Source organism: Nostoc sp., assembly GCF_036917465.1.
GTDB lineage: Bacteria > Cyanobacteriota > Cyanobacteriia > Cyanobacteriales > Nostocaceae > Nostoc.
On record NZ_JBALDL010000105.1, the window covers coordinates 46,786 to 72,421 of the forward strand.

20 protein-coding genes, 1 other RNA gene and 1 pseudogene are annotated in these 25,636 nt (G+C 41.6%); 13 read left to right on the plus strand and 9 right to left on the minus strand.

All coding sequences use genetic code 11. From position 1 onward, the window contains the following. Positions 1 to 208: 208 nt before the first annotated feature. The gene (locus V7K38_RS27960) at positions 209 to 730 is read right to left on the minus strand and encodes a DUF2085 domain-containing protein (protein ID WP_334862796.1); all 522 of its coding nucleotides are present in this window, start codon (positions 728 to 730) and stop codon (positions 209 to 211) included. A 34-nt stretch (positions 731 to 764) separates the two neighbouring features. Beyond that, positions 765 to 2,876 carry a bifunctional arginine dihydrolase/ornithine cyclodeaminase gene (gene argZ, locus V7K38_RS27965; protein ID WP_334862798.1) on the minus strand — a complete coding sequence of 704 codons (2,112 nt, stop codon included), beginning with the start codon at positions 2,874 to 2,876 and terminating at the stop codon, positions 765 to 767. Between the two features lie 947 nt (positions 2,877 to 3,823). Between argZ and V7K38_RS27970 the strand changes: the two genes are divergently transcribed. From V7K38_RS27970 to V7K38_RS27980, 3 genes are all read left to right on the plus strand, one after another. Further along, on the plus strand, positions 3,824 to 5,416 hold the full coding sequence (locus V7K38_RS27970; RefSeq protein WP_334862800.1) for a glycosyltransferase family 39 protein: 1,593 nt from the start codon (positions 3,824 to 3,826) through the stop codon (positions 5,414 to 5,416). A 255-nt stretch (positions 5,417 to 5,671) separates the two neighbouring features. Beyond that, positions 5,672 to 9,622: a DUF2157 domain-containing protein gene (locus V7K38_RS27975; RefSeq protein WP_334862802.1), complete on the plus strand. Its 3,951-nt coding sequence runs from the start codon at positions 5,672 to 5,674 to the stop codon at positions 9,620 to 9,622. A 205-nt stretch (positions 9,623 to 9,827) separates the two neighbouring features. Further along, a complete protein-coding gene (locus tag V7K38_RS27980) occupies positions 9,828 to 10,775 on the plus strand; it encodes an aldo/keto reductase (RefSeq protein ID WP_334862804.1) in 948 nt (315 codons plus the stop codon). A gap of 130 nt (positions 10,776 to 10,905) precedes the next feature. Here V7K38_RS27980 and V7K38_RS27985 read toward each other — a convergent pair whose 3' ends face one another. Further along, complete coding sequence (locus tag V7K38_RS27985; RefSeq protein WP_334862806.1) at positions 10,906 to 12,354, minus strand: RecQ family ATP-dependent DNA helicase; 1,449 nt, start codon at positions 12,352 to 12,354, stop codon at positions 10,906 to 10,908. Between the two features lie 404 nt (positions 12,355 to 12,758). Further along, entirely contained in the window at positions 12,759 to 13,385 is a 627-nt protein-coding gene (locus V7K38_RS27990) for a DUF1802 family protein (protein ID WP_334862808.1), read from the minus strand. A 79-nt stretch (positions 13,386 to 13,464) separates the two neighbouring features. Here V7K38_RS27990 and V7K38_RS27995 point away from each other — a divergent pair, with 79 nt between their 5' ends. Next, positions 13,465 to 14,421: an aldo/keto reductase gene (locus V7K38_RS27995; RefSeq protein WP_334862810.1), complete on the plus strand. Its 957-nt coding sequence runs from the start codon at positions 13,465 to 13,467 to the stop codon at positions 14,419 to 14,421. Between the two features lie 478 nt (positions 14,422 to 14,899). Here V7K38_RS27995 and V7K38_RS28000 read toward each other — a convergent pair whose 3' ends face one another. The 3 genes from V7K38_RS28000 to V7K38_RS28010 all read right to left on the minus strand — a co-directional run bounded on the left by V7K38_RS28000 (position 14,900) and on the right by V7K38_RS28010 (position 17,249). Then, positions 14,900 to 16,015, minus strand: coding sequence for an ABC transporter permease (locus tag V7K38_RS28000; RefSeq protein ID WP_334862812.1), 1,116 nt, complete (start codon positions 16,013 to 16,015; stop codon positions 14,900 to 14,902). 110 nt (positions 16,016 to 16,125) lie between these two features. Beyond that, positions 16,126 to 17,007 (minus strand): Npun_R2479 family HD domain-containing metalloprotein, encoded by an 882-nt coding sequence (locus tag V7K38_RS28005; RefSeq protein ID WP_334862814.1) that lies wholly within the window; start codon positions 17,005 to 17,007, stop codon positions 16,126 to 16,128. Positions 17,008 to 17,114: 107 nt separating this feature from the next. Further along, on the minus strand, positions 17,115 to 17,249 hold the full coding sequence (locus V7K38_RS28010) for a hypothetical protein (protein ID WP_334862816.1): 135 nt from the start codon (positions 17,247 to 17,249) through the stop codon (positions 17,115 to 17,117). A gap of 648 nt (positions 17,250 to 17,897) precedes the next feature. On the opposite strand from V7K38_RS28010, the pseudogene V7K38_RS28015 reads away from it, so the two are divergent. Then, a pseudogene (locus tag V7K38_RS28015) lies at positions 17,898 to 18,374 on the plus strand (efflux RND transporter permease subunit); the annotation flags it as partial. 206 nt (positions 18,375 to 18,580) lie between these two features. Here V7K38_RS28015 and V7K38_RS28020 read toward each other — a convergent pair. Both V7K38_RS28020 and V7K38_RS28025 read right to left on the minus strand, forming a co-directional pair. Then, positions 18,581 to 19,354: a hypothetical protein gene (locus tag V7K38_RS28020; protein WP_334862818.1), complete on the minus strand. Its 774-nt coding sequence runs from the start codon at positions 19,352 to 19,354 to the stop codon at positions 18,581 to 18,583. Positions 19,355 to 19,451: 97 nt separating this feature from the next. Next, positions 19,452 to 19,859 carry a hypothetical protein gene (locus V7K38_RS28025; RefSeq protein WP_334862878.1) on the minus strand — a complete coding sequence of 136 codons (408 nt, stop codon included), beginning with the start codon at positions 19,857 to 19,859 and terminating at the stop codon, positions 19,452 to 19,454. Positions 19,860 to 20,123: 264 nt separating this feature from the next. Between V7K38_RS28025 and V7K38_RS28030 the strand changes: the two genes are divergently transcribed. The 8 genes from V7K38_RS28030 (at position 20,124) to V7K38_RS28065 (ending at position 25,546) form a co-directional block, all read left to right on the plus strand. Further along, positions 20,124 to 20,390: a YciI family protein gene (locus V7K38_RS28030; protein WP_334862820.1), complete on the plus strand. Its 267-nt coding sequence runs from the start codon at positions 20,124 to 20,126 to the stop codon at positions 20,388 to 20,390. Positions 20,391 to 20,427: 37 nt separating this feature from the next. Next, positions 20,428 to 20,524, plus strand: an RNA gene (gene ffs, locus V7K38_RS28035) — signal recognition particle sRNA small type. 25 nt (positions 20,525 to 20,549) lie between these two features. Continuing rightward, positions 20,550 to 20,936: a phasin family protein gene (locus V7K38_RS28040; protein WP_334862822.1), complete on the plus strand. Its 387-nt coding sequence runs from the start codon at positions 20,550 to 20,552 to the stop codon at positions 20,934 to 20,936. 156 nt (positions 20,937 to 21,092) lie between these two features. Next, positions 21,093 to 21,491, plus strand: a complete 399-nt coding sequence (locus V7K38_RS28045) for a hypothetical protein (RefSeq protein WP_334862825.1) — start codon at positions 21,093 to 21,095, stop codon at positions 21,489 to 21,491. A gap of 103 nt (positions 21,492 to 21,594) precedes the next feature. Beyond that, complete coding sequence (gene queF, locus V7K38_RS28050) at positions 21,595 to 22,008, plus strand: preQ(1) synthase (RefSeq protein ID WP_334862827.1); 414 nt, start codon at positions 21,595 to 21,597, stop codon at positions 22,006 to 22,008. Between the two features lie 180 nt (positions 22,009 to 22,188). Further along, complete coding sequence (locus V7K38_RS28055) at positions 22,189 to 23,289, plus strand: D-alanine--D-alanine ligase family protein (protein ID WP_334862829.1); 1,101 nt, start codon at positions 22,189 to 22,191, stop codon at positions 23,287 to 23,289. 283 nt (positions 23,290 to 23,572) lie between these two features. Beyond that, the gene (locus tag V7K38_RS28060) at positions 23,573 to 24,142 is read left to right on the plus strand and encodes a hypothetical protein (RefSeq protein ID WP_334862831.1); all 570 of its coding nucleotides are present in this window, start codon (positions 23,573 to 23,575) and stop codon (positions 24,140 to 24,142) included. 573 nt (positions 24,143 to 24,715) lie between these two features. Continuing rightward, a complete protein-coding gene (locus V7K38_RS28065; protein ID WP_334862833.1) occupies positions 24,716 to 25,546 on the plus strand; it encodes a peptidoglycan-binding domain-containing protein in 831 nt (276 codons plus the stop codon). The last annotated feature ends 90 nt before the right edge of the window (positions 25,547 to 25,636 follow it).

A 25,636-nucleotide genomic window follows, 5' to 3' on the forward strand; every position in this document is an offset into this window, starting at 1 on the left:
AGGTAGGCGTAATTAAATATAAGATCAAACCTCACCCTCAACCCCTCTCCGTGAGTTCGGAGAGGGAAGCCGGAGGCAGGGTGAGGTTTTATATTTAATTTGACCCACTTACTTAATGGTGTTCACTTAAGGATTTTTTGTCAAGATTTGATAGCTGTAGAGACGTTGATTATAACGTCTCTACTAAATCCTGGAAAATTATTTATTTCTACAATTTATCTAAACTGATAGCAACCCGCCACCCATGCAAAATAGGCATGGTAAACAATCCCCACGCCAAACCTGTAATTAACCCAAAAGGCGTAACCAGATAGTTATTAAAACTCCACAAACCAAAAATTTGTGCTGCCAATTCCAAAGGATAAGCCATCATCAGCACACTTGCGATCGCCACACCACTCCAGCCATACTGACTTAACCAGTAAAATCCTTTATCACCAGTTACGCCATACAGCAGACGAGTAATCAACAAACCCGTTATAGTGCCGTAGCAGCGCATACACACAGCCATAATAAAGGGTGGTGCTAAATCTAACCCCATATTTGGTTGCGGACATACATGATTACCCATAAAATAAATGATGTCCGCAATCCCAGGAAGCAAAGACACTCCAGACGCAGCCAAAAAGGGAGCGATAGGCGGGCCGAAAACCATTCCCGCCAACAAGAAATCAGCAATCAAACTGACCCAATTAACCTGCAACTCCTCATTAAAAGCTACTCTTATCATCTCCCTCTCTCTGCGTCTTCTGCGGCTCGTTTCTTTAACGTACCTTATTTACATAGGGACTTGTCAACGTATCCAACTGCTGAATCAACAGACTCAGGAATAATCCCACATCCGTCACCACACCAACTGATTCTACAGAACCGCGATCGCTTAATTTAGTCACCACAGCTGGATTAATATCCACACACACCATTTTCACCCCCGCCGGAGTCATATTCCCCACGCCAATGGAGTGCAGCATTGATGACAGCATCAAAATCATCTCCGCCCCTTCTAAGTGTTTAGCATATTCCTCCTGCGCCTGAATCAAATCCATTAGGGTATCAGGTAAAGGCCCGTCATCCCGAATCGATCCCGCAAGCACAAAAGGTATATTATTGTGGACGCACTCATACATCACGCCACTCTTAATTGCCCCCACTTCCACAGCTTTCGGAATGCTGCCGTATCTACGGATACTATTAATTACTTTCAGGTGATGGCGGTGTCCACCACGAACGGCGACACCCCGCTTCATGTCCACACCCAAGGAAGTACCCATCATATTTTGCTCGATGTCGTGAACTGCGATCGCATTTCCACCCAGCAATGCCTGTACATATCCTTCCCGAACCAGTTGCGCCAGGTGTTCGCCGCCACCAGTGTGAATCACCACAGGCCCAGCCGTGACAACTACTTTACCGCCAGCATCGCGGATTTTCCGTAATTCCCAAGCTACTTGTTCAACCACCAATTCCACGCGCCGTTCGCTGGAAACGCCCGCCGACATGAAGCTGAATTCTTGGGTGTTGCGGAGTTCGCGCGATTCTGTTTTGCGGATGGTGCGGATACCTAATACATCTACAATTACCTGTTCGCCAACTTTTAAGTCGCGGAGTATTTTACACCGAGCAACTACGCCAGTGGGAGTTTGAGTAATTGCGATCGCACCATCCATTCGTTGATTTTCTACCTTCACCCACTGCCCATTAATTCGGACTTCGGTAGGATAAATTGTGCTGACGTAGAAATCATCAGGCGCTACACCATCTTGGATCACAGGTTCCAAGATTGCATCTCGCTCATCATGGGGTAAATTTACTGCACCCAAATCAATCAACATTGAGATGATTTCTTCCATCACTTCATGAGATGGTGCTGATACCTTCACCTCGGCGGCGGAGGTACTTTGCCGTTGTTCTCCCAAGTTGAAATTCAGGACTTGGAAGCTTCCCCCAGCATCTATAATCAAATCCAAGGCGCGGTTAATTAAGCCAGCATCAAGTAAGTGTCCTTCCATGCGAATGATCCGGCTTTCTACCGAGATATTGGCATGAATTTCATCTCTAACTGGTTCTGTTACCCGCAAGGTTAAACATTTAGCTGCACCACCAGCTTTGAGAAACTCAGTTAACGGTGTTTCCAGCACTTGGAAACCCACATCTGCAAGGCGGGTTTTCAAAGCATCACTTGCCTTGTTCATGATTACAATGCTGTCCACATTCACCGTATTACAGGCGAAGTTGACTGCATCGGCTTCGGCAATTGCGATTCGCTTTTCTGGTGCGACTCGTATTTCAATTAAGCGGTTGGAGTAAGAATCAAAAGCGCCTGGATAGTACAGCAAATAGCCATTTGCTAAGGGACAAAAACAGGTATCCAGGTGATAGAAACGTTCGTCTATGAGTCGTAAAGAGAGAACCTCAATATCGAGCCATTTAGCTAGATAAGGGTGAGAATCTAATTCCGAGCGGAAACCGTATCCCGCCCATAACCAGCGTCCTTCCCGATCTAGCAGTGCGTCTCCTGCGCCCTCAAAGGGCAAATCTTTGGGAAGTTCATTAACTGTATAACCATTTTCCTCAAACCATTGTTTGAAGTAAGGTTCTTCTCCCTGACGTTCTTTGTGCAAAAAGCGACTTAGGACAACATTATCCCCCAGTACTAAGCCAGCGTTGGCGGTAAAAACCAAATCAGGCCAACCTTTTTGGGGTGATACTAAATCTACAATGGCGTGTTCTTTAAGAATCTGGTGTAATCCCTGCCACTGTTCCACGGCGCGATCGCGCGATGATTTATGGATGTTCCCTTCCATCCAGGGATTAATCACATAGTCTACATCGTAGTGGTCAGGAGGACACATCAAAAAGCGAATCCGGGAAGTCATAAAAATTTTACAAGCGTTTTATATTGCTACAAGCCCATTTTAGATACAGATTTTTGATTTACTAACTTTTTGTAAAATCTGCAACTAGAGCTTCATTTTTAGATAGTTGAAGGCTTTACAACAGCTTCACTCTTAAATTCTATAGAAATCCGGTTTGATTCCTGTATCCCTCACGGGAGCGTAACCATAATTATTTAGCTTAGTAGGCAAGAGGCAAAAGGATTCTGGAAGATTAAAGGTGTACCGAGTTTTTTTTCAAAAATCAAATAGGAGTTCTATCTTACTGCAAGATGGTAATCAGTAGAGAAGGTTACAAAATGATCTACATCCATAGCAGGGAGCGAGGATCTAAAAAAGACAGATTATTTTGTCTGTGCGATCGCTCAGACTACTCAATAAACCAAATCCAGAATCTTCCACTGTTGCAAGGTTGGGTTTAAATAAGCTTTAACGTACCTTTGGCTACAATCCTACCCGAATCCGTATTTATGGTATCTTTACATAAAGTTTATCAAATCTTTTTGTTTTTAACACAATTATTTTACATTTAGATCAATCTATACTGTATGATTTCAAGTGAAAAATTACATTCAGTATGGTATTCCATTTCCGTAAATATACAAACTTTCTGCTCGTCATTTTTTGTAAATAGGATACCTTTAGCCCAAGTATTTTTTATAGAGAGAGGACTTACGTAAAAAATAGCCCAAACCTTGAGTTTTCGGTAGGGGCAATTCATGAATTGCCCCTAACGCGTCTAGTTTTGCGTAAGTCCCAAGAGAATTTGATTCTAATTAAGTGTTAATCTGAGATAATTTAATTAGACGCTTACTTGCTAGCTCATAACTGATATGTTAAATCTAAATATTTAGAGAAGCTGCCATAAAAACTGTTTTTAACTTTTGCCGATACTGTTTTCTAATGTTCCTAATAATTTTCTAACCTGTATGGAAAAGCAATCGTTACAGAACTGGAATATTTCTCAGTCTGGGTTACGTTTTTTAATTATCATCCTATTAGTAATAGGTGTCTTTTTTCGCTTTGCCAATCTTGACAAAAAAGGGTATTGGGGCGATGAAGCTTTTTCATTATTACGCATATCTGGCTATTTGCAGTCAGAAATGAATGAGCAGTTAAGTGATGGCCGGGTATTCACTGTAGAAGATTTGCATAAATACCAGCATCCTAATGCAGAAAAAGATGCAGGTGACACAATTAAAGCGATTGCTCTAGAGGACTCACAGATTCTGCCGTTATATCTTTTAATGACCCGGTTTTGGATAGAGTGGTTTGGTGATTCTATAGCAGTGGTGAGAAGTTTTTCGGCATTTATTAGTCTGTTTACCTTTCCTCTTATATATTTGCTATGTCTAGAATTATTTGAGTCTTCACTAGTAGGGTGGATAGCGATCGCGTTGATAGCCGTTTCACCTATTCATCTCGTGTATGCACAAGAGGTAAGAGCATACACTTTATGGATAGTAACCATCTTAATGTCGAGCGTAGCACTGTTGCGAGCCATACGCTTGAAAACAAAAGTTAGTTGGGGTATTTATGCAGCAACATTATCATTAGGATTTTATACTCATCTATTTTTTATCTTAGTTGCTTTTGGACAAGGAATTTATCTAATAGCAATCGAACGCTTCCGATTGAGTAAAACATCGATTTATTACCTGATTTCATCACTTGCAGGGGTGATGAGTTTTGTACCTTGGATTTGGATTATTATTACTAACGTTCAGCCAGGATCTGTAAGTTGGGCAAGTGCTAAACAAACATTCTTTGCCTCAGCTATGAGGTGGGCAGGGCTTTATAGTCGTCCATTTCTTGATTTAGGTATTAATCCTAACGCTCCAGGAATAGTTAAGATCGCCTTAATTCCTTTTATTTTAATTATTTTAGCTTTAATTATTTACTCAATTTATTTTATTTGTCGAAGAACCCCTAAAAAAGTTTGGTTATTTGTCTTAACCTTGATTGGCTCGGTAGGAATTCCTCTACTAATAGCAGATTTCATCTTTCAAAAACGATATGGTACTAGTCGATATACACTTTCCTCAGTTTTAGGTATACAGTTAGCGATTGCTTACCTATTGACGACTAAGATTGCGTCCATTAATACTAAAGCTTGGCAAAACAAACTCTGGTCGCTTATAACGTTTATGTTGATTATGAGCGGAATTGTATCTTGTACACTCAACTCTCAAGCCCAGATGTGGTGGAACAACTTACCTGAAAAATATGGAGAATTTCCGAAAATTGCTAACATTGTTAATCAAGGTAATAAACCACTATTAATAAGTAGCACTGACAATATACTTTTGTCAGTACAAATACTTAGTTATTTGCTCGAACCGAAAGTGCAATATCAAATTATCGGAAAAAATCAGTTACCAAAGATAACTAATGGCTTTACTGATATATTTTTGTTATTGGTCGAACCATCTGATTTCTTAAAAGCTGGAGTTGAAAAAGTTTACAACTCAAAGTTACAGCAGATCAACCAGGTTCTATGGAAAGTAACAAAATCCACCTAACCCAAGGATACATCGCATCTAGCTGTTGGGATTTTTACTTCGTCATTATTAAGTCCCCGTTCGGCTGACGCTCACGGAACGCCTAAATTTATGTATGGGGATTTATCCAGCAAGAACTGCCTCCTTAACCTCAGCAAAAATCGTCAGTTGGAACTTAAAAATTAACATCAACTAGTCTAATAAGTGGCATAATTAAAGCCAAAATATACTTTAATTAATATCTAGTTAAAGTATATACTGATACTGCTGCCGCTTATGTCATCGCCCCTTGAGCGCCCGCTAAAGTTTGAAATTAGACTCCCATCGTCACATCCTCAGTTACTAGAAGGACTAGATATATGGCTGCGTTTAGGTTTGATATCCGATACCGAAGTTAAGGAGCTATGCCGAGAGTTTCTGGTGTGTACGGTAGCGTTGCGATCGCAACCGGAAACTCAAAAAAAGGTAACTTTTTTAACTGATGAACCCGAAGAGTTACCCGTACCCGCTTCGCAATCTCGTAGCCGTAGACAACCGCAACCAAAAACAGCCGAACCCAACTTTGTCAGTACAATGTTGCAGTCTTTGGGGGCAGAACTAAGTGTACGCTGGCTACTTTTTCTCGGGGTATTTTTGGTAGTCGTATCCTCTGGGGTACTGGCTGCGAGTCAGTGGGAAAAGTTTCCTGCTTCTGGACAGTATGGAGTTTTATTTGCTTATACTTTGAGTTTTTGGGGGTTAAGCTTTTGGGCAACTAGACAAAACAACCTCAGATTGACGGCTCAAACTTTGCTGATTGCCACTCTTTTGTTAGTCCCAATGAATTTTTGGGCAATGGATAGCTTTAAGTTGTGGCAAAATCCTGTGGATTTGATTGTAGTTGCGATCGCCTGCCCTATCCTCACTGCTATAACTGTCTTACTCTTCAAAAATCGGACTATTTTTCCCAATTTACGTACCGACAAATTACCTTTAGCCAATATTCTAGGGCTGAGTTATCTGCATTGGGGTTGGCAATTAAGAGGATTCCCCTTAATTGCGGTTTATCTGGCAATGATTGGCACAACTGTCATTACCATTTATCACAATCTTTACCAAAGTCAAGAAGATAGAAACGATGTCTACGACGGGCTACACCTACGCAGTAGGTTAAATATTAGCTTACCTGCTGCTGTGATTATTTATGCTTTAATAGTGCTGCTAGTGCGGGCGATTTTTGTCGCTAGGGTAGATATCACGCAATTGGGGTTAGCTATTGGCATTTGCGGCGCTCTTGTAACTTGGTTAGCACAACAGAGGGCAGGAGGCAGGGGGCAGAGAGCAGGGGAAGCAGAGGATGTAACTGTAATATTCTCCCCATCTCCCCCATTCCCCTCGTCTCTCTTTCTTTGGGAAAAACTTGGTGGGATTCTCCTCTTCCTCGGTTGGCTGGTTTCGGTAATAAATTATCCTTGGCAAGCCATAGCTGTCAGTAGTTTGGGTTTGTGGTTTGTGGGAAATCGCTTGCGGCGGTATAGTTTAAAGTTAGACTTCGCTGCGGTTTTCTTGATCGGCTTACAGACGATTTGGCTAGGTTGGCGATTAGTACCTGATAGCTTTCAGAAATTAGCGATCGCAACTAGCACCCAACTCACAAATTCTCAAAATGAACCTTGGGCATTGCTGGGTATAGCTTTATTTCCCTACATAATTTTGATGGTGGCGCTTACAGATAGCCTACACCGCAGCGAAAAGCGAGAGTTAGCGAAATTTGGCGAACTGCTCACTCTCTTACTTGGAGCTTTTTTAACAACGATCGCTATGGTAAATCCGGTATTGCGATCGCTAAATCTACTATTTTCCAGTATTACTCTGACATTCGTCACTCAACGCCGTTCCCCCTCATCCCTTCCCCTGGTATATCTAACTCACATCATGGGAGTGTTGACATTTTGCTCTACTATTAATTGCCTAGTACCAACCTTGAGTCAACAAGTCTGGGCAAGTATATTATTAGCTCTCATGGTTGCAGAATGGCGATTTAGCGTCAAACAAGGAGTATGGCGAAGTAGTGCATGGGATATTGGTTTAGTACTAGCCGCCGTTAGTTTTTTACTATTGTGGATGAATACAGAATCATCTTGGTATGGTGTCGTTGATACCAGAGCTTATTGGGGAACCTTATGGCTAGTTACGCCTATAGCTCTTACGGGTGTTGCAAATTGTACAATTACAGAACGTCGCACTACTACCCGTTACTTGAGTATTTTGGCTGTGGGAGTTGCCCAGCTACTTACTTTACACTTACCAGGAACCAGATTAATTGGTTTGGCGGTAGGTGCGGGGCTAATGTTTGTAAATACGCGCTATTTACGAAACCAAATATCTGCCGTAATTACAGAAGGATTTGCTCTGAGTTTCATAGTGGCGCTGTTGTGGATGGGTGTACCTGGTTTACCTCGCCTCATGCTAGCAGGTTGGTTTCTCGTAGGCGCGATCACAACTTTAAGTCTATGGTTAGCGCGGACAGTTTTAAACCGACGCGGTAACGAATTAGCCCTTATTTATGCAGCCGCCAGTGATAAATGGGCGATCGCATTATGTGGTTTTGAGTTGTTTATTTTGACGCTACACTCAGTACTGATTTACTCAGGGTTTCTGTCTTCAGGATTTTTGTACATAGCTGCCACTGCAATCACCTTGGTAGCTATTGTTTATCGCAGTTGGCAACAACCGACAAATTGGGCATTTTATGGCATTGGTTGGTCATTGGAATTGTTGACTGCCCAGGTGTTGGGATTTGGGGAACGCTCAACTGTTAAAATTGCGATCGCAAATATCGCTTTAGGTTTAATCGCTCAACTTTTCGGAGAGTGGTGGCGACGACGATACCAATTAGAAAGGGTTCCTAGCAGTTTTCACATTTTGCCCTTAATTTATGGTGCATTCAGCGTATTCCTACGTTTGAACACCTTCACCGAGTGGACTGGTTTGTATTCCTTGGGTGTAGCTTTAATCATCATTGGCGTGGGGCGACGGCGCGAGAACTTTAAACCCCTGCTGTATTTAGGAATAATTGGCGTATCAATTTCTGCTTATGAACTTTTGTTCTATCAAATGTCACAAGCTTCAGGAGGAGCATTAGGTGATGGATTGATTGCCATGTCTGCCCTTGGTGCCAGTATCATGTATGCTTACCGCATTTTGTCGCCAAGGCTAGTCAGCTACTTACACCTAACCCCCCAAGAACTTAGAGGAATTGCCCATATTCATTGGGCTTGGAGTAGCTGCTTATTAATGGCTGCCATTCCTCTCCCCATTGGAGTTAACCGTTTGGTGGGATTAGCTACAGGGGTATTTTTGATTCGTTATGCCATCTTTCAGGGAAGAAATTCGCGCCCTTCCCCCACTATCTTGAGAGGAATCACAATCGGCGAGATGTGGGTTTACCTTGGTTTATTAGAGGTAGCCGGCATGAGGATTTATTGGCGCGAGACAGCAGTCGGAAAATTTTGGGCTGGGCCATTACTTCCTTGGAATGGTGCGATCGCTTGTGTGGTAGCCTATTTTTTGTACATCCTACCTTGGGAAAGCTGGGGTTGGTCTAAAAAACCTTGGCAGCAAGCCGCCTACATCATTCCACTGATAATTTTATGGGAAACCAGACTGCAAACTTACCCCATTACTTTGGTACTCGCAGCTGGATTTTACATCTTCCTAGCAAAGATAGGTGAAAACATCCGTTTTACCTATATTAGTGTGGCGTTGATTGATTGGGCGCTTTACCGTTGGTTTGATTCCTTACGCCTGACTGAAATTTTATGGTACATAACACCAATTGGGTTATCACTGCTTTATATTGCTCAAGTAGATACCCAACTGAAGCTACCAGAGTACAAAACACCTCGCCATATTTTGAGATTGCTAGGTAGTGGTTTAATTTGTGGGTGGGCAATTTTATTTAATCAAAATACAGCCTGGATACCTGGAATTTTCAGCCTCATCGCCATTTTTGCCGGATTAGCTTTGCGAGTGCGGGCTTTTCTCTACATTGGTACAGCCACTTTTTTAACTACTACAATCTATCAATCGGTAATTTTCAGCTTGCAGTACTCCTTTTTAAAATGGATTGTTGGCTTGCTAGTTGGTATTTTACTGATTTACATCGCCGCCAACTTTGAAACCCGTCGCGCTCAAATAACTACCTTAATTCGTAGCGCTATTGATGAATTTCAATCATGGCAATAAAGGCAGAGAGTTTTTAACTATTTGACACTCGAAAAATTCGCCCTTGATTTTGGATGATTTTCTATGATAGTCTGCATTTATCTTTTATAATCTACGGTTAAACTAGTTTGTTGCCGTATTTTAATCTTGATTGTACTTATTACTTTGCAGTCAGCTAGCACCCAAAGCCAGAGTAAGCAATAGATAAAAAGGAGTCTAAATATCTATGGTAAGACGCAAACTTGGACGTTCAGAACTAGAAGTATCACCCCTATGTTTTGGTAGCAACGTATTTGGCTGGACAATTAATGAAGATACTTCATTTAAGATTTTAGACCACTTTATTGCGGCTGGAGGTAATTTTATTGACACTGCTGATGTCTATTCCAAGTGGGTTCCTGGGAATCAGGGTGGAGAGTCTGAGACAATTTTAGGGAAATGGCTTAAGCACCGTGGGAACCGTGATCAAGTAGTGATTGCTACTAAAGTTGGTAATGATTTAGGTATTAAAGGTAAAGGGCTTTCTCGCAAATATATTCAACAAGCTGTTGAAGACTCATTACAAAGATTACAAACCGATTATATTGATTTATATCAATCACATATCGATGATGAAAGCACTCCCCTTGAAGAAACCCTTGAAACATATAGGGAATTAATTCGTCAGGGAAAAGTGCGTGTAATTGGCGCTTCAAATTATAGTGCATCCCGTCTAGCACAGGCATTGCAAATCAGCCAGCAGCATGGATATCCTCGCTACGAGAGCCTTCAGCCCCGTTATAACTTGTATTCTCGATCCGACTATGAGCAGGATTTACAACTTCTCAGCCAAGAACAGGGAATTGGTGTGATTAACTATTCCTCTCTTGCTAGTGGCTTTCTCTCTGGTAAATATCGCTCAGAACAAGATTTGTCTATTAGTGCCCGTGGTAATTCTGTCAAGCAATATTTAAATGCTCGTGGTTTCCGAATTCTAAAGGCGGTTGATGAAGTAGCAAAAACTTATAATTCTACTCCCACCCAAGTTTCTTTGGCGTGGCTGATTGCGCGTCCCACTATTACTGCTCCTATTGTGAGTGCAACTAATATTGAGCAACTCAACGATATCATTAAAGCTATCGATCTCAAACTCGACCCAGATGCGATAGACCTTCTAAATCAAGCCAGTTCCTAGAACATTTAGCGCTAACTACAAACAATCTTTAACCCAAGCGAATTGGGATTAGTTCCCAGTGTCAGCAATTGTTTAACCGGACATGATATGATGTGTCGCAAACATTATTTGAATATATTATTACTTTTTTTTACTTCTTAAGGCAATTATCGCAATGTCCACAACGCCAGTTAGCTGCGTCTTTATCAAAACCAAAAGCGTTTAACAAAAACTGCCAACGACACTGCTTTGTAGTCAGATATTGATGCATCTGTTTAGCAGCGTGTAATTGAGTTGGTGGCTGATTTCCCGCTTTTTGAGCAATGGTGTAATGAAAAGGATCGAGCCAGTTTAACTGTCCATTGCTGTGAAGTAAAGCCAGCGCCGTAGCACCATCAGGAAATTGTCGGGTTACTGCGTTCACTTCTCCCTGTTTTGGTAATTTTTTCACGAGTTGTTGCGCTATTTGTTGTTGCGATCGCATTTGTTCGTGAAAAAACTGCTGTCTTTGCTTATCTTCTGGATCTAACCAGCCCGTAGGTTCACTCACCAAAGTTAACGCTTCTGCCGGTTTCCCATCCCTTCCAGCCCGGCCGATTTCTTGCACATATTCCGATAGCAGATGTGGCGCGTGAAAATGGGCAACCCAACGAACATTACTTTTATTAATCCCCATGCCAAACGCACAAGTACACACCACAAAGGGAATTTTACTACTTAACCAGCTTGCTTCCACTGCACGGCGTTCAGTTGCCCCCAATCCCGCATGATAACTAGCTGTGGCATAACCCATATCTCCTAACCATTCAGCTAAATCCTCACTATCGCGGCGAGTACGAACATAAACTAATCCCGATTGTTGTGGTTTATTTTGAATAAACTTTAATAATTGTTGTTTTCTACCTCGTGGTGTCCAAGCGATGCGAACGCTAGGATGCAAATTAGAACGGTAAGGATTCAAGCGGAAAATCTCTGGTTGCTGTAATTGTAAAACTGTTTGAATAATCTTTTGAGCTAAGGGATCAGCAGTCGCAGTAAAAGCAGCAATACTAATTTTTGTTCCTGGTGGTTTTGATTTTAGCAATGCCGGACGCACCGCTCCTAATCTGCGATAAGCTGGGCGAAAACTATCACCCCACTGCACTAAACAATGAGCTTCATCCAAAATTAAACCATTAATTTGCAATTGTGGTTGACATAATTTTTCCCACACTGGCGCACTTAGCAAAGTTTCTGGCGATAAATAAAGCAATCTTAGCTGTTGACGTTCCAAAGCTTGCAGAGTTGCACGGCGTTGAGATGAAGATAATTCACTATGCAAAAGTGCAGCTTTTTGGTTGCTTTCTCGTAGTTCCTGTACTTGATTTTCCATTAGCGCCACCAAGGGCGAAACTACTAAAGTTAATCCGGTTTGTAGGAGTGCCGGAAGTTGAAAACAAATCGACTTCCCGCCACCAGTGGGCATAATAATTAGTGCATCTTTTTGTGCTAATAAACTGCTGACAATTTCTCCCTGTGGCGCACGAAAATCTTCATAACCCCAAATTTTCTGAAAAGCTGCGCGAACTTCTTGCCAAGATTTTGTTAGAGGCTGATTCATAATCAATGGTAGATGCACCCATCTTATTGAATACTGAATATAGCCTCTGTTATCTAGTTAATGGTTCAGTAATTTCATCATCTGACATTACAAACAGTAATTTTAATTACAGCGTATTGCGCGAAAATGAATTACACGGGTAGGGACACAACATGTTGTGCCCCTACGATGATCTGTACCTCACCAAGTTGCAATCTGCTGTAATTATTATTTGTCAATGTTAGGACTTACGCAAAATATATCTCAAACTCTGATTTCTCCGTGTCCTCTGCGCCTCTGCGGTTCGTTATTCCGTAACTCTTGCGTAAGTCCTAAATGTATTAAACTTAAAACTTACGCAGTAGGGGCAATTCATGAATTGTCCCTACTGCGTAGAATGAAGTTGACAACAATATAACCAAGATTTAACCAAAGATGGGGTTGTGATTGAGCATGTCAATCTTCCTCTCCATTTTGTCGCCGACAATGCTGCGAATTGTCTCTACTAATTGACTGTATGCAAAGTCAGACAAAACTGGTGTTGCACCTTGCAAATGAATTGGTTGATCTAAATCAATCCATGACTTGCAACCCCGGTATTTAGGATGATAAGGAATTTCTCGATCTTGGGGTAGTTTATATGTCCGCAGAAGGAGAATATAAAGAGGCTGGCGTGGTTTCCAGTTGAGACGATCGCTAATAAAATTCTCCTTCCAAATATGGAAGGGAAGCAAGGCGTTGACAATAAATTCGTCACTAACAGGCAAAATATCGGTAATTTCAGCCCAACTACCGATGCGAACTGTTTCAGGATGCCAGCCGGATGTTACTGGATAGACGCGATTAGCATACTCAGCTTTCAGCATGAAAGCTTGTTGATGTTCGTAAGTAGGATAAAGCAAAATTTCCTTCTGGGCAACTTGGAAATGTCCATTTCGTTCATGGATACCGCCTTTGCGGAGCAACATAATTGTTTTGCCACTTTCCAAGGCATTTACGGCGACTGCCCATTCTTTGAGAGCATGAAAGGTTGTAGTCAATTCCATCAGCATGTAGTGTAACTCTAATTTTATTTCAAGCTAAGACCGATAAAGTGCGAAACTATCCAGGGAAATGAATTAGGAAGTGGTTATGGAAAAGCGATCGCTAGGTACTTCTGATGTGCAAATTACACCCATCCTGATGGGAACTTGGCAAGCTGGTAAAAGAATGTGGGTGGGAATTGAGGATGCTGACTCGATTAAAACTATCCGAGCCGCTTATGAAGCTGGTATCACTACAATTGATACTGCTGAAGTTTATGGTGAAGGACACTCTGAGCGAATTGTTGCTGAAGCTTTATCTGATGTACGCCTTCACGTGGAGTATGCCACAAAGGTTTTTGCCAACCATCTAAAGTATCAACAAGTCATTGAAGCTTGCGATCGCTCCTTAACAAATCTGAAAACTGATTACATCGATCTTTACCAAATACATTGGCCCTCCGGTGCTTTCAATAGTGAAATCGTACCTATTGAGGAAACTATGAGCGCTCTAAACCTGCTCAAAGAGCAAGGTAAAATTCGCGCCATTGGCGTTTCCAATTTTTCCCACGCCCAGTTATCAGAAGCAGCAACTTATGGACGTATTGATAGTTTACAACCACCCTATTCTTTATTCTGGAGGCAAGTAGAACAAGATGCCTTACCCTATTGTATTGAAAACAACATTTCTATTCTTGCCTATTCGCCTTTAGCACAGGGACTGTTAACAGGAAAATTTGGTCTTGGTCATAAATTTGACCCAGCAGATAACCGTGCTAAAAATAAACTGTTTCAAGGCGAAAATTTTGAACATGCTCAAGAAGCACTAGAAAAATTGCGTCCGATAGCCCTTCTTCATAATTGTACCCTTGCTCAGTTAGCTTTGGCCTGGTTAATTGCCCAACCCCAAACAAATGTCATAGCTGGGGCGCGTTATCCCGAACAAGCACTAGACAACGCACTAGCTACTCAAACTAAGCTTTCTGCCGCCGAATTAGCAGAAATCGATGTTATTGGACGTATTGTTACCGACCATCTCGATAACAGTCAAATTATGTGGGAATGATGACAATGTAGCTTGGTTATCCATGCTGAACTCTGGAAGATCCCCTTAACTCTCTTAAAAAGATAGTCGGGGATCAAATTTTTAGAGCTAGATTGCAAAACCTCACAAAACATCAATTTTAGTAAACCAAGGATTGCAACTCACAAATCTAAGTGATAACTTAAATAGTAGGACAGCAAATATAATCAAACCAAACAAAGAGGGTAAATGGCTTAGTGTCCCCTGTCATCAACCCAAGCAAATTTCAGCATATTAATTTATGTGAGTGGTAAAAGCCTAATTTATAAGGCAAAGCCAAATCCCAAAGCGGAAAAACGTAATAATGCTGGATTTGTTAGTTTTAAGTCCACCTTAGTTATTAACTTTCAATTACTTAATTCAGTTTAACAATTTGAAACCTGTGAACTCGATAAAACCTGGTCAACCTCGACCAGGTTTTGTGCTTTTTATCAATGAAGGCAGGAGGCAGGAATAAGGCTTATCTTCTTAGACTGCGGGGGTCAAGGGCATCTCTTAATCCATCACCTAGTAAGTTGAATGCTAACACTGTGAGGATAATCAGCACAGCCGGCGGCCAGATTAACCAAGGTTGCAATACCAAAATTGAGGCATTGCTAGCCAGGGAAAGCATATTTCCCCAAGAGGGGTCTGGTTGTTGGATTCCCAAGCCGATGAGACTCAATATCGCTTCTGCACCAATAAAGCTGGGGATTGCAAGAGTAGCAGAAATAATTACATAACTAGCCGTTTGCGGCAAAACGTGGCGAAGAATGATATAAAGTGGGTTTCCGCCCATTGCGCATGCCGCTTGGACAAATTCTCGCTCTTTAATTGATAGTACCTGTCCGCGAATGACCCGTGCTAAACCAGCCCAGCTAATAACCGAAGTAATCACCACAATCAGCAAAAAACGCTGGGTACTGCTTAAACCAGCCGGTAAGACTGCCCCTAAAGTCACCAAAAGATAAATACTAGGGAAAGTCATTAAGACTTCTGCTAAACGCATAATGACGCTATCAGTCACACCGCCGAAATAACCGGAAATTCCACCGATGAGCAAACCGAGGGGATAGGTAATGATGATACCAAAAATCCCGATAAACATACTGATGCGACCGCCATGCAGCAGGCGGCTGAATTGGTCGCGTCCTTGGTCATCAGTACCCAAGATGTTAATTTTTGCACCAGTTGTTGTGCCAAATAAATGCCAATTTAAAGGAATACCAGGAAAGATTGTGACTTCATCCCACTTGGGAGGTAGTGGCAAACTCATCTGCAACAATCGGTATTCTGAGCCAGAGACAAATAGACGCAAAGGTGAGGGTTTTTTGAAGTCTACAATGAGTTTGCGATCGCCTGTTTCTAAATTTGTGTCTCCCTGAGTCGTGGGATACAGATGGGGCCCAATAAACTGCCCTGACTGAGAAACCCAGTGTATCTGAGTTGGTGGCAGCAGTGAACCATTAGGCTGGGAAGCGTAAGGGTCATAAGGAGCCACAAAATCTGCTGCAATTACTGCTATGTAAAAAATTAACAGCAAAATTGCCCCAAATTGTGCCAAAGGATTTTTCTTTAGTCGTCGCCACCAATCCATAGTAGTTAGGAGTTATAAGTTATGAGTTATGAGTTCTTAAAGTTTTATCTTAATTCATAACTCATGATTAATAATTCTCAACAGACGCGATTAATCGCGTCTCCCAAATCTCAACTCTTCACTGCTAATTTCTCTAAATAGCGCTGCTGTTCTTGCTGTTGTTTTTCGTGTTCTACAACAAATACGTTTGAGTAGAGATTAGCCAGAATTTGTTTGCCCTGTTGTGTCAATGATAGGTAATGCAGTCCGTCTTGGATATAAGGATAGACACCATTCCAGTAAAACTTAGCGTAGTTATTCCGTAAATCAGCAGGGGTATTATAGCCCAAAACTTTATTCACACCAGTTTCTTCAAACTCGTAAAATAATGAAGTAATTTTCTTCAGATAACGCGGGTCGCTTAGTTGACCAATCAAATCAGCCGCCCGAACTAACCCAGCAAAGCATTTTGTATCTTGATGATCTTCTGCCGCAGGCACGGGAAAGCGAGTCAATTCAATATTGCTCTTAATTGCCTCAGCATCTATTAACTTGTGACCTCCAAAACGTTCATCAATAAAAAGCTTGGCTCTATCAACATGATACGGCGTGAGACTAGCATCAGAAGCGCCAGGAGCTACAGAAACCATTCTGCCATTTTTACCTGTGGAATATAAACCTGCTCCTTCTTGATCTTGTCGGCAAACTCCCTTAACGTAGCCAATATCATGACTAAGCAAGGAAATGATACAATGCAACCAGTCTTCACTGGAAACACCGCCTTCTCTGATGTGTTTGCCACGTAAGATTTCTTGCCCCACAAGGGTAACAAGAACAGTGTGTTCAACATTATGATAAAGGGCATCACTATTGGCAATGTTTTCCAAAGCCATGTTACCAGCCCAGGCGATAATGTCTTGATAATCATTTTTGAAACAGCCATAAGTGCGACGGTAGCCTTCTCGTATTTCATCTACAAAGGCATCAATTAAAATTTCAGTGGCATTGAACATATCTGCTTACTCTGGTAAATACCAATTATTTATTGTTTTGCATTGATTTCAAAATTCCATCATCAGGGCTATCCCGGCTGGAATTATGGAGTTTGCTCCTTTGTAACTCACGTGTAGCTGTGAACGCTAGCTTTATCTATGCTTGGATACCAAGACTTACGCAAAAAATAGCCCAAACCTTGAGTTTCCGATAGGGGCAATTCATGAATTGCCCCTACCGCGTGTAGTTTTGCGTAAGTCATAGATACATGGCTTTCTAATAACACTAAAGCTTTAAAGGAATTATTGTTTGCGTAGATAAAGCAGTCTTTCAGTCTTAAGAAGTACATTTACTATTCGAGTTTTAATTAAATAAATCTAGATTAGTTCTATCAGTCTTTCATATTTAAGCATTGGTTGACAGTGATCTAAATGCCTATAGTGTGTGACCTAGAGTAGCTAGATGAGATGGGATAATTTTTTTATTCTAATATTTACATAAAATTATTAAGCATCCAACCCTAGTGATTACCCTTAGCATTAAAGTTTTACTCCATACTTTTATTGATTAAAGACATCAGCTATAAAATGCGCCATAGTTGATAGAAAGTAAATAAATTTCAAGTTTTCTTAAGAAAATACCAAAATTGGTATGTATAAAAAGAAAGTGGAGGTAAGACTGTGAGCGATGAAAGTTTTTCAAAAGTCGAGGTGGAAGAACCTGTAACCTTTGAAGATGCTAGCTTTTTAAGCAAACCAGATCAAAAATCAACCAGGGCATAGTTGAAACCATTATTCTTGGGTACTGGTTTAAGAATTGCGATCGCCTTTGCTGGAATGGGTGTATAAAGTCGTCTTACATCCCGTCAACAAAGCGAGGTAGCGGATAAACAAGTCAACGCAGCGATGACAGTCAAAATGGCAAATTGATTCCTCTGGTGGCGGTTGCAGACATCCGTTTTGGTAGTGGCCCTGCTACCATCAATCGCTACGATCGCGCCCGTAAAGTTGCCGTAGAAGCCAATTTACAAGGGATTTCTTTGGGAGAGGCTGTAGAAAAAATCAACAAACTACCTGTGATGCAAAACTTGCCGCCAGGAGTAGTACAGCAACCCTCTGGTAGTGCCAAAATTATGCAAGATATTTTTGGTCGCTTTGGCGGTGCATTAGGGCTGGCATTAATGTGTATCTATGCAATTCTGGTGTTGCTGTATAACAACTTTCTTCACCCATTATCGATTATGGCTGCCTTGCCCTTTTGTTTAGGTGGCGCACTGGTAACGTTGATGGTTGCTCAAAAACCTCTGGGACTTTATGCCCTAATTGGTATCATTCTGCTGTTGGGAATTGTCACCAAAAACTCGATTCTGCTAGTTGACTACACAATCAGGACTTACGCACTGTACAAATTAATCATGATATGAATTTACCAAAATAGGTAGTTTCAGACTTTTTTTAATCATTCTTTGATGCTAAATAGACCCGCGACGTAGGGGTTTAGCAATGCTAAACCCCTACGAGAGATATGGTTTTTTAGCTATTCATATTTGATCTTATCTGTCAATGCGTAAATACTAAGCTATTAGAGCAATAACTAAGCAGTCTTAAAAAATCGAATGATTTCGCGCACATGATCGAGAAATTGCCCGTCGGTAGACAGCTGTGCGATCGCAGTTCGGGCTTCTCTTGCCAAACGTTCATGTTCAGTTTGATTTGTCGCCCGTAATTCCTCAAAATTAGCGGCAATCCGGGCTAAATCTCTACGAGTCTCCTCAGCAAAGCGTTGTTGAGTTGCGGGTAAGGAATAAGGTTGTTCTGGATTAAGTTGATCTTCCAACGACTGAATTTTTTGTTCCAATATCGAGAAGCGATCGCGCAGTTCAACAATATCTTCGCGCGGATACTTCCACTCTTGGCGAATCATCGCTAACCTGGCGTATAAATACTCGTAAGCTCGAATCGCTGGACGCAGAATCGTTAATAACAAAGCTGCACCAGAACTTATATATCCCACCGTACTAATACCAGTGACAGCAAGGGTATAAAGACCAACGGCTGAGAATAAATGCAAAGCAATGGCAACCCAGAGCGATCGCTTTGCCAACAATGTGACATACTTCACTTGTTTCTCATCGACTGGAATTCCTTTCTCAGTTGATTGCGCTGCTTCTGCTAAGACTTCTTTCGCTTGAAAATGGACATTCCAGGGTACGGTAACAATTACCAATAGCCACCAAAAACTTGCACCACCAATCACCCAATCCAGAAAATTACCAGCAGGGATGTGTAACCATTGCAGTAAGCCAAAAGCTGTTAGTACTACAACCACAATTCCAGCAATGGAACTGATGAAAAAGTTAATATACATCTTGCCCTTTCCCCGATGAAACTATTACCTCGATCATGACTATGACGCAGCAGTTATACGTAAAAGGTTGTGATGGTTTTTGTATTTGCACACACAGCTATTGGATGAGATAGCTGCGCCAAATTGTTTGAGTATTTTTACTAGCTTTTTCTGGAATTAGCGATCGCCAAGTTTTACCTTCTTGCTGAATTTGCAGGTAAACATCAAAGGGTTGTTTTGGTTGCGTCAAACGCCGTTTTGGTAGCTTGAGAATCAAATCGTAGGTTCCCCGAACGTGGAAAGCTGGTAAATTTTCAATGGTTAGGGGTTGTTCCTGGGTAATTGATAGCCCCTTGATTTCAAATCCTTGAAAATCTAGATCCAATTGTTGGCTAAGTTTTTGTTGAGTTTGCTCTAGCCCAAGTGCGATCGCTTTCTGCACTAACTCGCTAGTCGGTAGCAGTCCAATACTGCCACAAGCTGTAACTAGCACCAGCAATATTGCTGTCAAAACTAACCGCACTATGTTATTCACTGCCTAATCTGCTATTTTCTTCTTTATCAGTTTAACCGGATGGGCTACTGCTTTTTCTGCATTGAGCAACTCACGCTTCTGTTGCTTGAGGATAACCAACCAACAATTCTTCGCTTAAGTGGTTAGCGTAGGCATAGTAATCTGTTTCGGCATGGGACTCGGATAGATGAACTGCAACGATTGCACCTTACTATAATTAATTTGAACTTGATATTACTCCCAATCCAAAATCCCCAATTATGAGGATGCAAACAGATGCCGTGGTTTGTAAAAATTGAAGAGGGCAAAGTTGATAAACCTACCTTTGACCAATATGTACCCGCTCATAAAGCCTACATCCAGGACTTAATTGGCAAAGGACACAAAGCGCGAACAGGCTATTGGGCAGAGCAAAGAGGCGGGATGTTGCCTCAAACAGCAACATCAAAGGAAGAAGCAGAAGCAATTGTCGCTGATGACCCCTTAGTAAAACACGGCTGCGTCAACTATCAGCTTTACGAATGGCGAATTGTTATGGAATAACACACACTTACTGGTTTTTCATGTTATTCTTTTAGAAGACCTGGATCTATGCGATCGCAACACCCAAATCTTGTCAGAACCGGAAGGTAGCAGCAACACGGGAGGCTTGTGATAGGCGTAGTCTCCGGGTCGCCCTATTTTTATGAGCGGTCAGCAACAATGCCTGGTTTTGGAGATATTGTTCAAAAAGCTTTTTACCTCGGTGTTGGATTAGCTTCTTACGCAGGTGAGAAAGCAGGGGGAAAATTAGCCCAAGTGCGATCGCAAGTCCAAAAACTGGCAGATGAAATGGTGGCAAAGGGCGAAATGAACACAGAAGAAGCCCGCCGCTTCGTTGAAGATATGATGAAGCAAGCCCAACAAGCCCAAGCATCTACTGAAACCTCTGAAAAAACACCCCCTTCTGAACCTCGTCGCATTGAGATTTTAGAGGAAGATGAAGAACCAACGGTGAAAGAGGAAGCATCTGGTGAGAATGTGGATAAATTGCGCCAAGAAGTTATAGACTTGCAAAACGAGTTAAAACGATTGCAACGCGATCGATAAAAATTATTTTTTGATTGAGATAATCAGAAGAAGTGGCACTTTAACATGGCACTTCATATAGAAACTTGATAAGATACATTGCCTAGTGTGTATTGTAGTGCTTTCACCCAGATAACACAAAGCGTCCTGTTTATAGCCTGCAAAGGTGTCAAGTTTATGGAACAGTGGCAAAAAGATTTAGCAGAAATCGTTGAAACAGTGGCTGATGAAGTAGAGCGTTTCTTCCTGGGAATGAGTGAAATGGTAGACGCTTTTTTTGAGCTAACGGAAGAAATCACTGAGCAAGTCCCTAACATTGTTACTGAAGTCGATCAGTATTTACAGGATTTTGCTGAACCAATGTTTGAGGCTTACTGGGAACTGGAAGACATGGTGGCAGATGTAGATCCAGGTTTTCCTTATTCAGTTGAACCTACAGCTGAGAAAAATCCTGCCTGCATTGGTTGTACTCACTATCACGGTCAAGTTTATAGTGGTAATTTGTTAGTTTGTGCTATGCATCCCCACGGTTGTGAAGACGAGAATTGTCCAGACTGGGAGAAGGAAGAGTATTGAGAGACGCGAAAAATCTTTGTCTGTACAAGAGTTTGGAGTTAAGAAGCTGCAAAATTCATAAAAGGACGTAAAAATAAGTAAAATAACCAATGACAAATGACACATGACAACTGACAAATTAGCTGAAAGTGTATCCCCGACGAGCCAAGAAATGAAGTATGGCGAACGCGGAATTGCGGAAGGTAAATTAATTACCTTTCCGAATCCGCGTGTTGGCAGACGATATGACATTAGTATTACTTTGCCGGAATTTACTTGTAAATGTCCGTTTTCTGGGTATCCTGACTTTGCGACAATTTACGTTACCTATATTCCTGACGAACGGGTAGTGGAATTGAAGGCACTTAAGCTTTACATAAACAGTTACCGCGATCGCTATATTTCTCACGAAGAATCTGCAAATCAAATTTTGGATGATTTTGTGGCTGCTTGCGATCCGTTAGAAGTGACTGTCAAAGCAGATTTTACGCCTCGCGGTAATGTACATACTGTAGTTGAAGTGCGGCATCAGAAGTAGCTTCAAAGGTCGGTTATAAACCGCGACTACACAGGCAAAACCCACCTCCGTGGGTTACAATCTGCGATCGCAAGTTTTTCTAGCCAGGATTTGAACGGGCAAAAAAATAATATAGAAAAACATGGCAACTTTTGTAGGTTATGATACGCTATCTCCTTGAGAAGTGTCGAGGAACCGAAAATGACTAAGCTGCGCGTGGGGTTACTGTTTGGCGGTCGTTCGGGAGAACATGAAGTTTCAATTAAATCAGCACGGGCGATCGCTAAAGCTTTAAGTGCAGAGGAAAATGCTAGTAAGTACGAAATACTCCCTTTTTACATCCAAAAAGATGGACGCTGGTTAGCAGGAGTTGCACCCCAAAAGGTTTTAGAAAGCGGCAGTCCGCTTCTGGAAGCTGAACAATCAACTTCTGAGGGAAATCTGATATCCAATCCTCAAGCCCAAACCCTCAGCAAGTGGCAATCTCCCTCTCAAGTTGCCCAAGTGGATGTTTGGTTTCCCATTCTCCACGGCCCCAACGGTGAAGACGGGACAATTCAAGGGTTACTAACTTTGATGCAAGTCCCCTTTGTTGGTTCTGGAGTGTTAGGTTCAGCAATGGGGATGGATAAAATTGCGATGAAAATTGCTTTTGAGCAAGCGGGACTACCACAGGTAAAATACAAAGCGATAACTAGAGCGCAAGTTTGGTCTAATCCTTGCGTATTTCCAAAACTGTGTGATGACATTGAAGCAGCATTAGGTTATCCTGCTTTTGTCAAGCCGGCTAATTTGGGTTCATCAGTGGGTATTGCCAAAGTGCGATCGCGCCAAGAATTAGAAGCCGCTTTAGATAGTGCCGCCAGTTATGATCGAAGGCTGGTTGTAGAAGCTGGTGTCGTTGCCAGAGAAGTTGAGTGTGCCGTTTTAGGAAACGATCAACCAAAAGCCTCCGTCGTTGGAGAGATTAGTTATGATAGCGATTTTTACGACTATGAGACTAAGTATACAGAGGGTCGGGCAGATTTACTGATTCCGGCATCGATTCCAGATGCGATCGCCCGTCAAATTCAGGACATGGCTTTGCAAGCCTTTACAGCTGTTGATGCTGCGGGTTTAGCAAGGGTAGATTTCTTCTATGTAGAAGCGACAAAAGAAGTTTTTATTAACGAAATCAATACCTTACCAGGCTTTACTGCAACGAGTATGTATCCCCAACTCTGGGCCCATAGTGGAGTCTCTTTTCCACAATTAGTCGATCAATTAATTCAACTTGCTCTAGAAAGGTATTCTCCTAGTTAAGGCAGAAAATAAGTGAACTGATTTCCGATTATTAGGGCAATAAGTCACAAGACATACACAATTTTGACAAAAGTTTAGTCAGATTTGGTAGCTTCTGTTTTACAAAAAAGCTACCGAAATCTGAAATTTTGTTACGGATACCTGATGCTTGACTCCTCCAGTACAATTTATTGACTAGAGGGGTACAAATCTGAAAGTAATCATGGAAAAAAGTCAGAGTGTACAGCGCGAGCCAACCCGACTCAGAAGGGCTACTCCACAGCTGACAAAGAAGAAATCGAGATTGAAACAAAGCTCGAATGTTCTGGTATATCTGGTTGCACATCATCCTTGGCTATTGTTAACTGGGTGTTTAGCCATGTTTTTAGGAGGTGGTGCTTTTGCCCTGTATAGCTTAGGTAATGCTGGACAGGTAGCACAAGAAGAACCAGAAACAATCCCAGTTGTTGTTGAAGAACCAATTAGTGTGCCTTCTGAGAATAGTAATCCTACACCTTTATGGTTGGTGGCTGCGATCGCCCTAAGTTGTGGTGGTGGTTCTTTGCTCATTTTCAAAATGCTCAACCGGAAAACGCAACCACAAAAAGTCCAAAAACAAGTTAACCGCCATCAGGCACGCTTGGCACAAAGCAATTACCAAAAATTGGAACCACACCTTCCCAAGAACCAGCCAATTTTTGTGCCACAGGCTCAATTGATGCCGATGATGCAGATGCAACCTAAAGCAAAACATTTGGTGACGGTTCTGCCAGCAGAACACAAGCACCACTTGGATAAGCGCACAGACTCTTTGGCAGACTTGATGGATCTTCGTAAAGATAGTTCATTGTCTGCAATTTTACGCCAGTATTAAATTTCCTCTAAAGCAAAAACCTTTCAAAATAATACTTTTTGCAAATTAGGGCACGGTTCTACCGTGCCTTTACTAATATGTATGTCTAGTATTTTATAGATTAGGGGCGGATGAAAACAGATGTTCCTAATGATACGTCATGGTGAGATAACGTTCGACATCTAAAGGGAACTCATACCAGCGCCGCCAATCAAATAACTTGACAGCAATGCACATCTGTGGATACCTACGACGTAGTATCATCAATGGTTAAGAATAAGCGATCGCTCACCAAGCCTTAGAGGATGTCTGAAAACTTTTTGGTGTTGTATTCGAGACTTGTAGATCCCCCTAAATCCCCCTTTTAAAGGGGGACTTTGATTCTTCCCGCTTTTTAAGGGGGGCTAGCTAGGGGGGATCAAGCGAAATATTTAATACTTCTCAGACATGCTCTTAAAACCCCTTTTCTTACCGCAAGGTATTGTCCTGGCGTAAATCATATACCACTGTGTAGTCACCTACGCTCAACGTCTCAAAGAGTTGCACCCTGTTATCACACATCGCTTAACTTTTGGAACGCTTTGCAAATAAGATATGTTAGATTTATTTATTTCTACTTACTTAAATTTTGTTAATCAAGATACATTAAATGGTAGTTTAGTCGCAAAGGAACCAAAAAGTATGGCTACTAGTAGCCCTGAAGTCATCCGTCATATCTTAATCGGGTTGGGATATTTAGCCCCTGAGATCGATCCAAAGCCGGATCTGACTAAATTCGCTCCCTGGAAGCGAAATATCAACTCATTGATAGACGATCTTACTGAAGAAGCGATTAAAAAGTTTCAGAAACAGTACTCACAAAAACTTGGGGTAAATGGTAACGCTGATGTCGAGACTAGAGCTTTAATGGAAGAGACAGTCAAAGGGCTTCAGAATAGATTGAAGTTTCACGGTTTCGCAACCCCTGCCGAAATTCCTCAAGACTTGCCTTTTTATGGGCCAGCCACTTATACAGCAGTCAAGAAATTTCAGAAATCTCAGGGTTTAACTGAGAATGGCATTGCCACTTTTGAACAGCGTCAAATTCTACAGCAAGCTAGCCTAACAGATAAGCCCCAGTCTCAGCCACAAGCACAACTCAAGCTGATAGATTTGTGCTTTCAATTTAAAAAGAATCCTCAAAATCCTTCTTACATTGCAGCGTTAAATAACTTACAACAAAACCTACCCAAGGACGTTTTACACAAAGTTACTAATAAATGGAGAGGGACAAACGATCAAAATCCTGAGATTGTTAAGCTGACGAATTTGTTCACCTATTATGATGACAACAATCAAAATCATCGTGATGCCCTAAATCACTTACAAAGTCAGATTACCCCAGCTATCTCTCAAGCATTTTTAAGTCTCTGGAATAAGAAGTAAACAAATACAGTGTTTTTCAGGTAAATTGAAGTACACAGGTACGGAAATATAGGGTGCGCAAAACTTTGCTCACCCTACTAAAGTCAACTC

Excerpts from the sequence above, each read along its gene's own strand:
- V7K38_RS28030 (WP_334862820.1), top strand. The coding sequence starts at position 20,124 with ATGCCGTGGTTTGTAAAAATTGAAGAGGGCAAAGTTGATAAACCTACC.
- argZ (WP_334862798.1), bottom strand. The coding sequence starts at position 2,876 with ATGACTTCCCGGATTCGCTTTTTGATGTGTCCTCCTGACCACTACGAT.
- V7K38_RS28020 (WP_334862818.1), bottom strand. The coding sequence starts at position 19,354 with ATGTATATTAACTTTTTCATCAGTTCCATTGCTGGAATTGTGGTTGTA.
- V7K38_RS28055 (WP_334862829.1), top strand. The coding sequence starts at position 22,189 with ATGACTAAGCTGCGCGTGGGGTTACTGTTTGGCGGTCGTTCGGGAGAA.
- V7K38_RS28010 (WP_334862816.1), bottom strand. The coding sequence starts at position 17,249 with ATGACTTACGCAAAACTACACGCGGTAGGGGCAATTCATGAATTGCCC.
- V7K38_RS28065 (WP_334862833.1), top strand. The coding sequence starts at position 24,716 with ATGTTAGATTTATTTATTTCTACTTACTTAAATTTTGTTAATCAAGAT.
- V7K38_RS27990 (WP_334862808.1), bottom strand. The coding sequence starts at position 13,385 with ATGCTGATGGAATTGACTACAACCTTTCATGCTCTCAAAGAATGGGCA.
- V7K38_RS28005 (WP_334862814.1), bottom strand. The coding sequence starts at position 17,007 with ATGTTCAATGCCACTGAAATTTTAATTGATGCCTTTGTAGATGAAATA.
- V7K38_RS27995 (WP_334862810.1), top strand. The coding sequence starts at position 13,465 with ATGGAAAAGCGATCGCTAGGTACTTCTGATGTGCAAATTACACCCATC.
- V7K38_RS27960 (WP_334862796.1), bottom strand. The coding sequence starts at position 730 with ATGATAAGAGTAGCTTTTAATGAGGAGTTGCAGGTTAATTGGGTCAGT.
- V7K38_RS28000 (WP_334862812.1), bottom strand. The coding sequence starts at position 16,015 with ATGGATTGGTGGCGACGACTAAAGAAAAATCCTTTGGCACAATTTGGG.
- V7K38_RS28040 (WP_334862822.1), top strand. The coding sequence starts at position 20,550 with ATGCCTGGTTTTGGAGATATTGTTCAAAAAGCTTTTTACCTCGGTGTT.
- V7K38_RS27975 (WP_334862802.1), top strand. The coding sequence starts at position 5,672 with ATGTCATCGCCCCTTGAGCGCCCGCTAAAGTTTGAAATTAGACTCCCA.
- V7K38_RS28045 (WP_334862825.1), top strand. The coding sequence starts at position 21,093 with ATGGAACAGTGGCAAAAAGATTTAGCAGAAATCGTTGAAACAGTGGCT.
- V7K38_RS27970 (WP_334862800.1), top strand. The coding sequence starts at position 3,824 with ATGGAAAAGCAATCGTTACAGAACTGGAATATTTCTCAGTCTGGGTTA.
- queF (WP_334862827.1), top strand. The coding sequence starts at position 21,595 with ATGACAACTGACAAATTAGCTGAAAGTGTATCCCCGACGAGCCAAGAA.
- V7K38_RS27980 (WP_334862804.1), top strand. The coding sequence starts at position 9,828 with ATGGTAAGACGCAAACTTGGACGTTCAGAACTAGAAGTATCACCCCTA.
- V7K38_RS27985 (WP_334862806.1), bottom strand. The coding sequence starts at position 12,354 with ATGAATCAGCCTCTAACAAAATCTTGGCAAGAAGTTCGCGCAGCTTTT.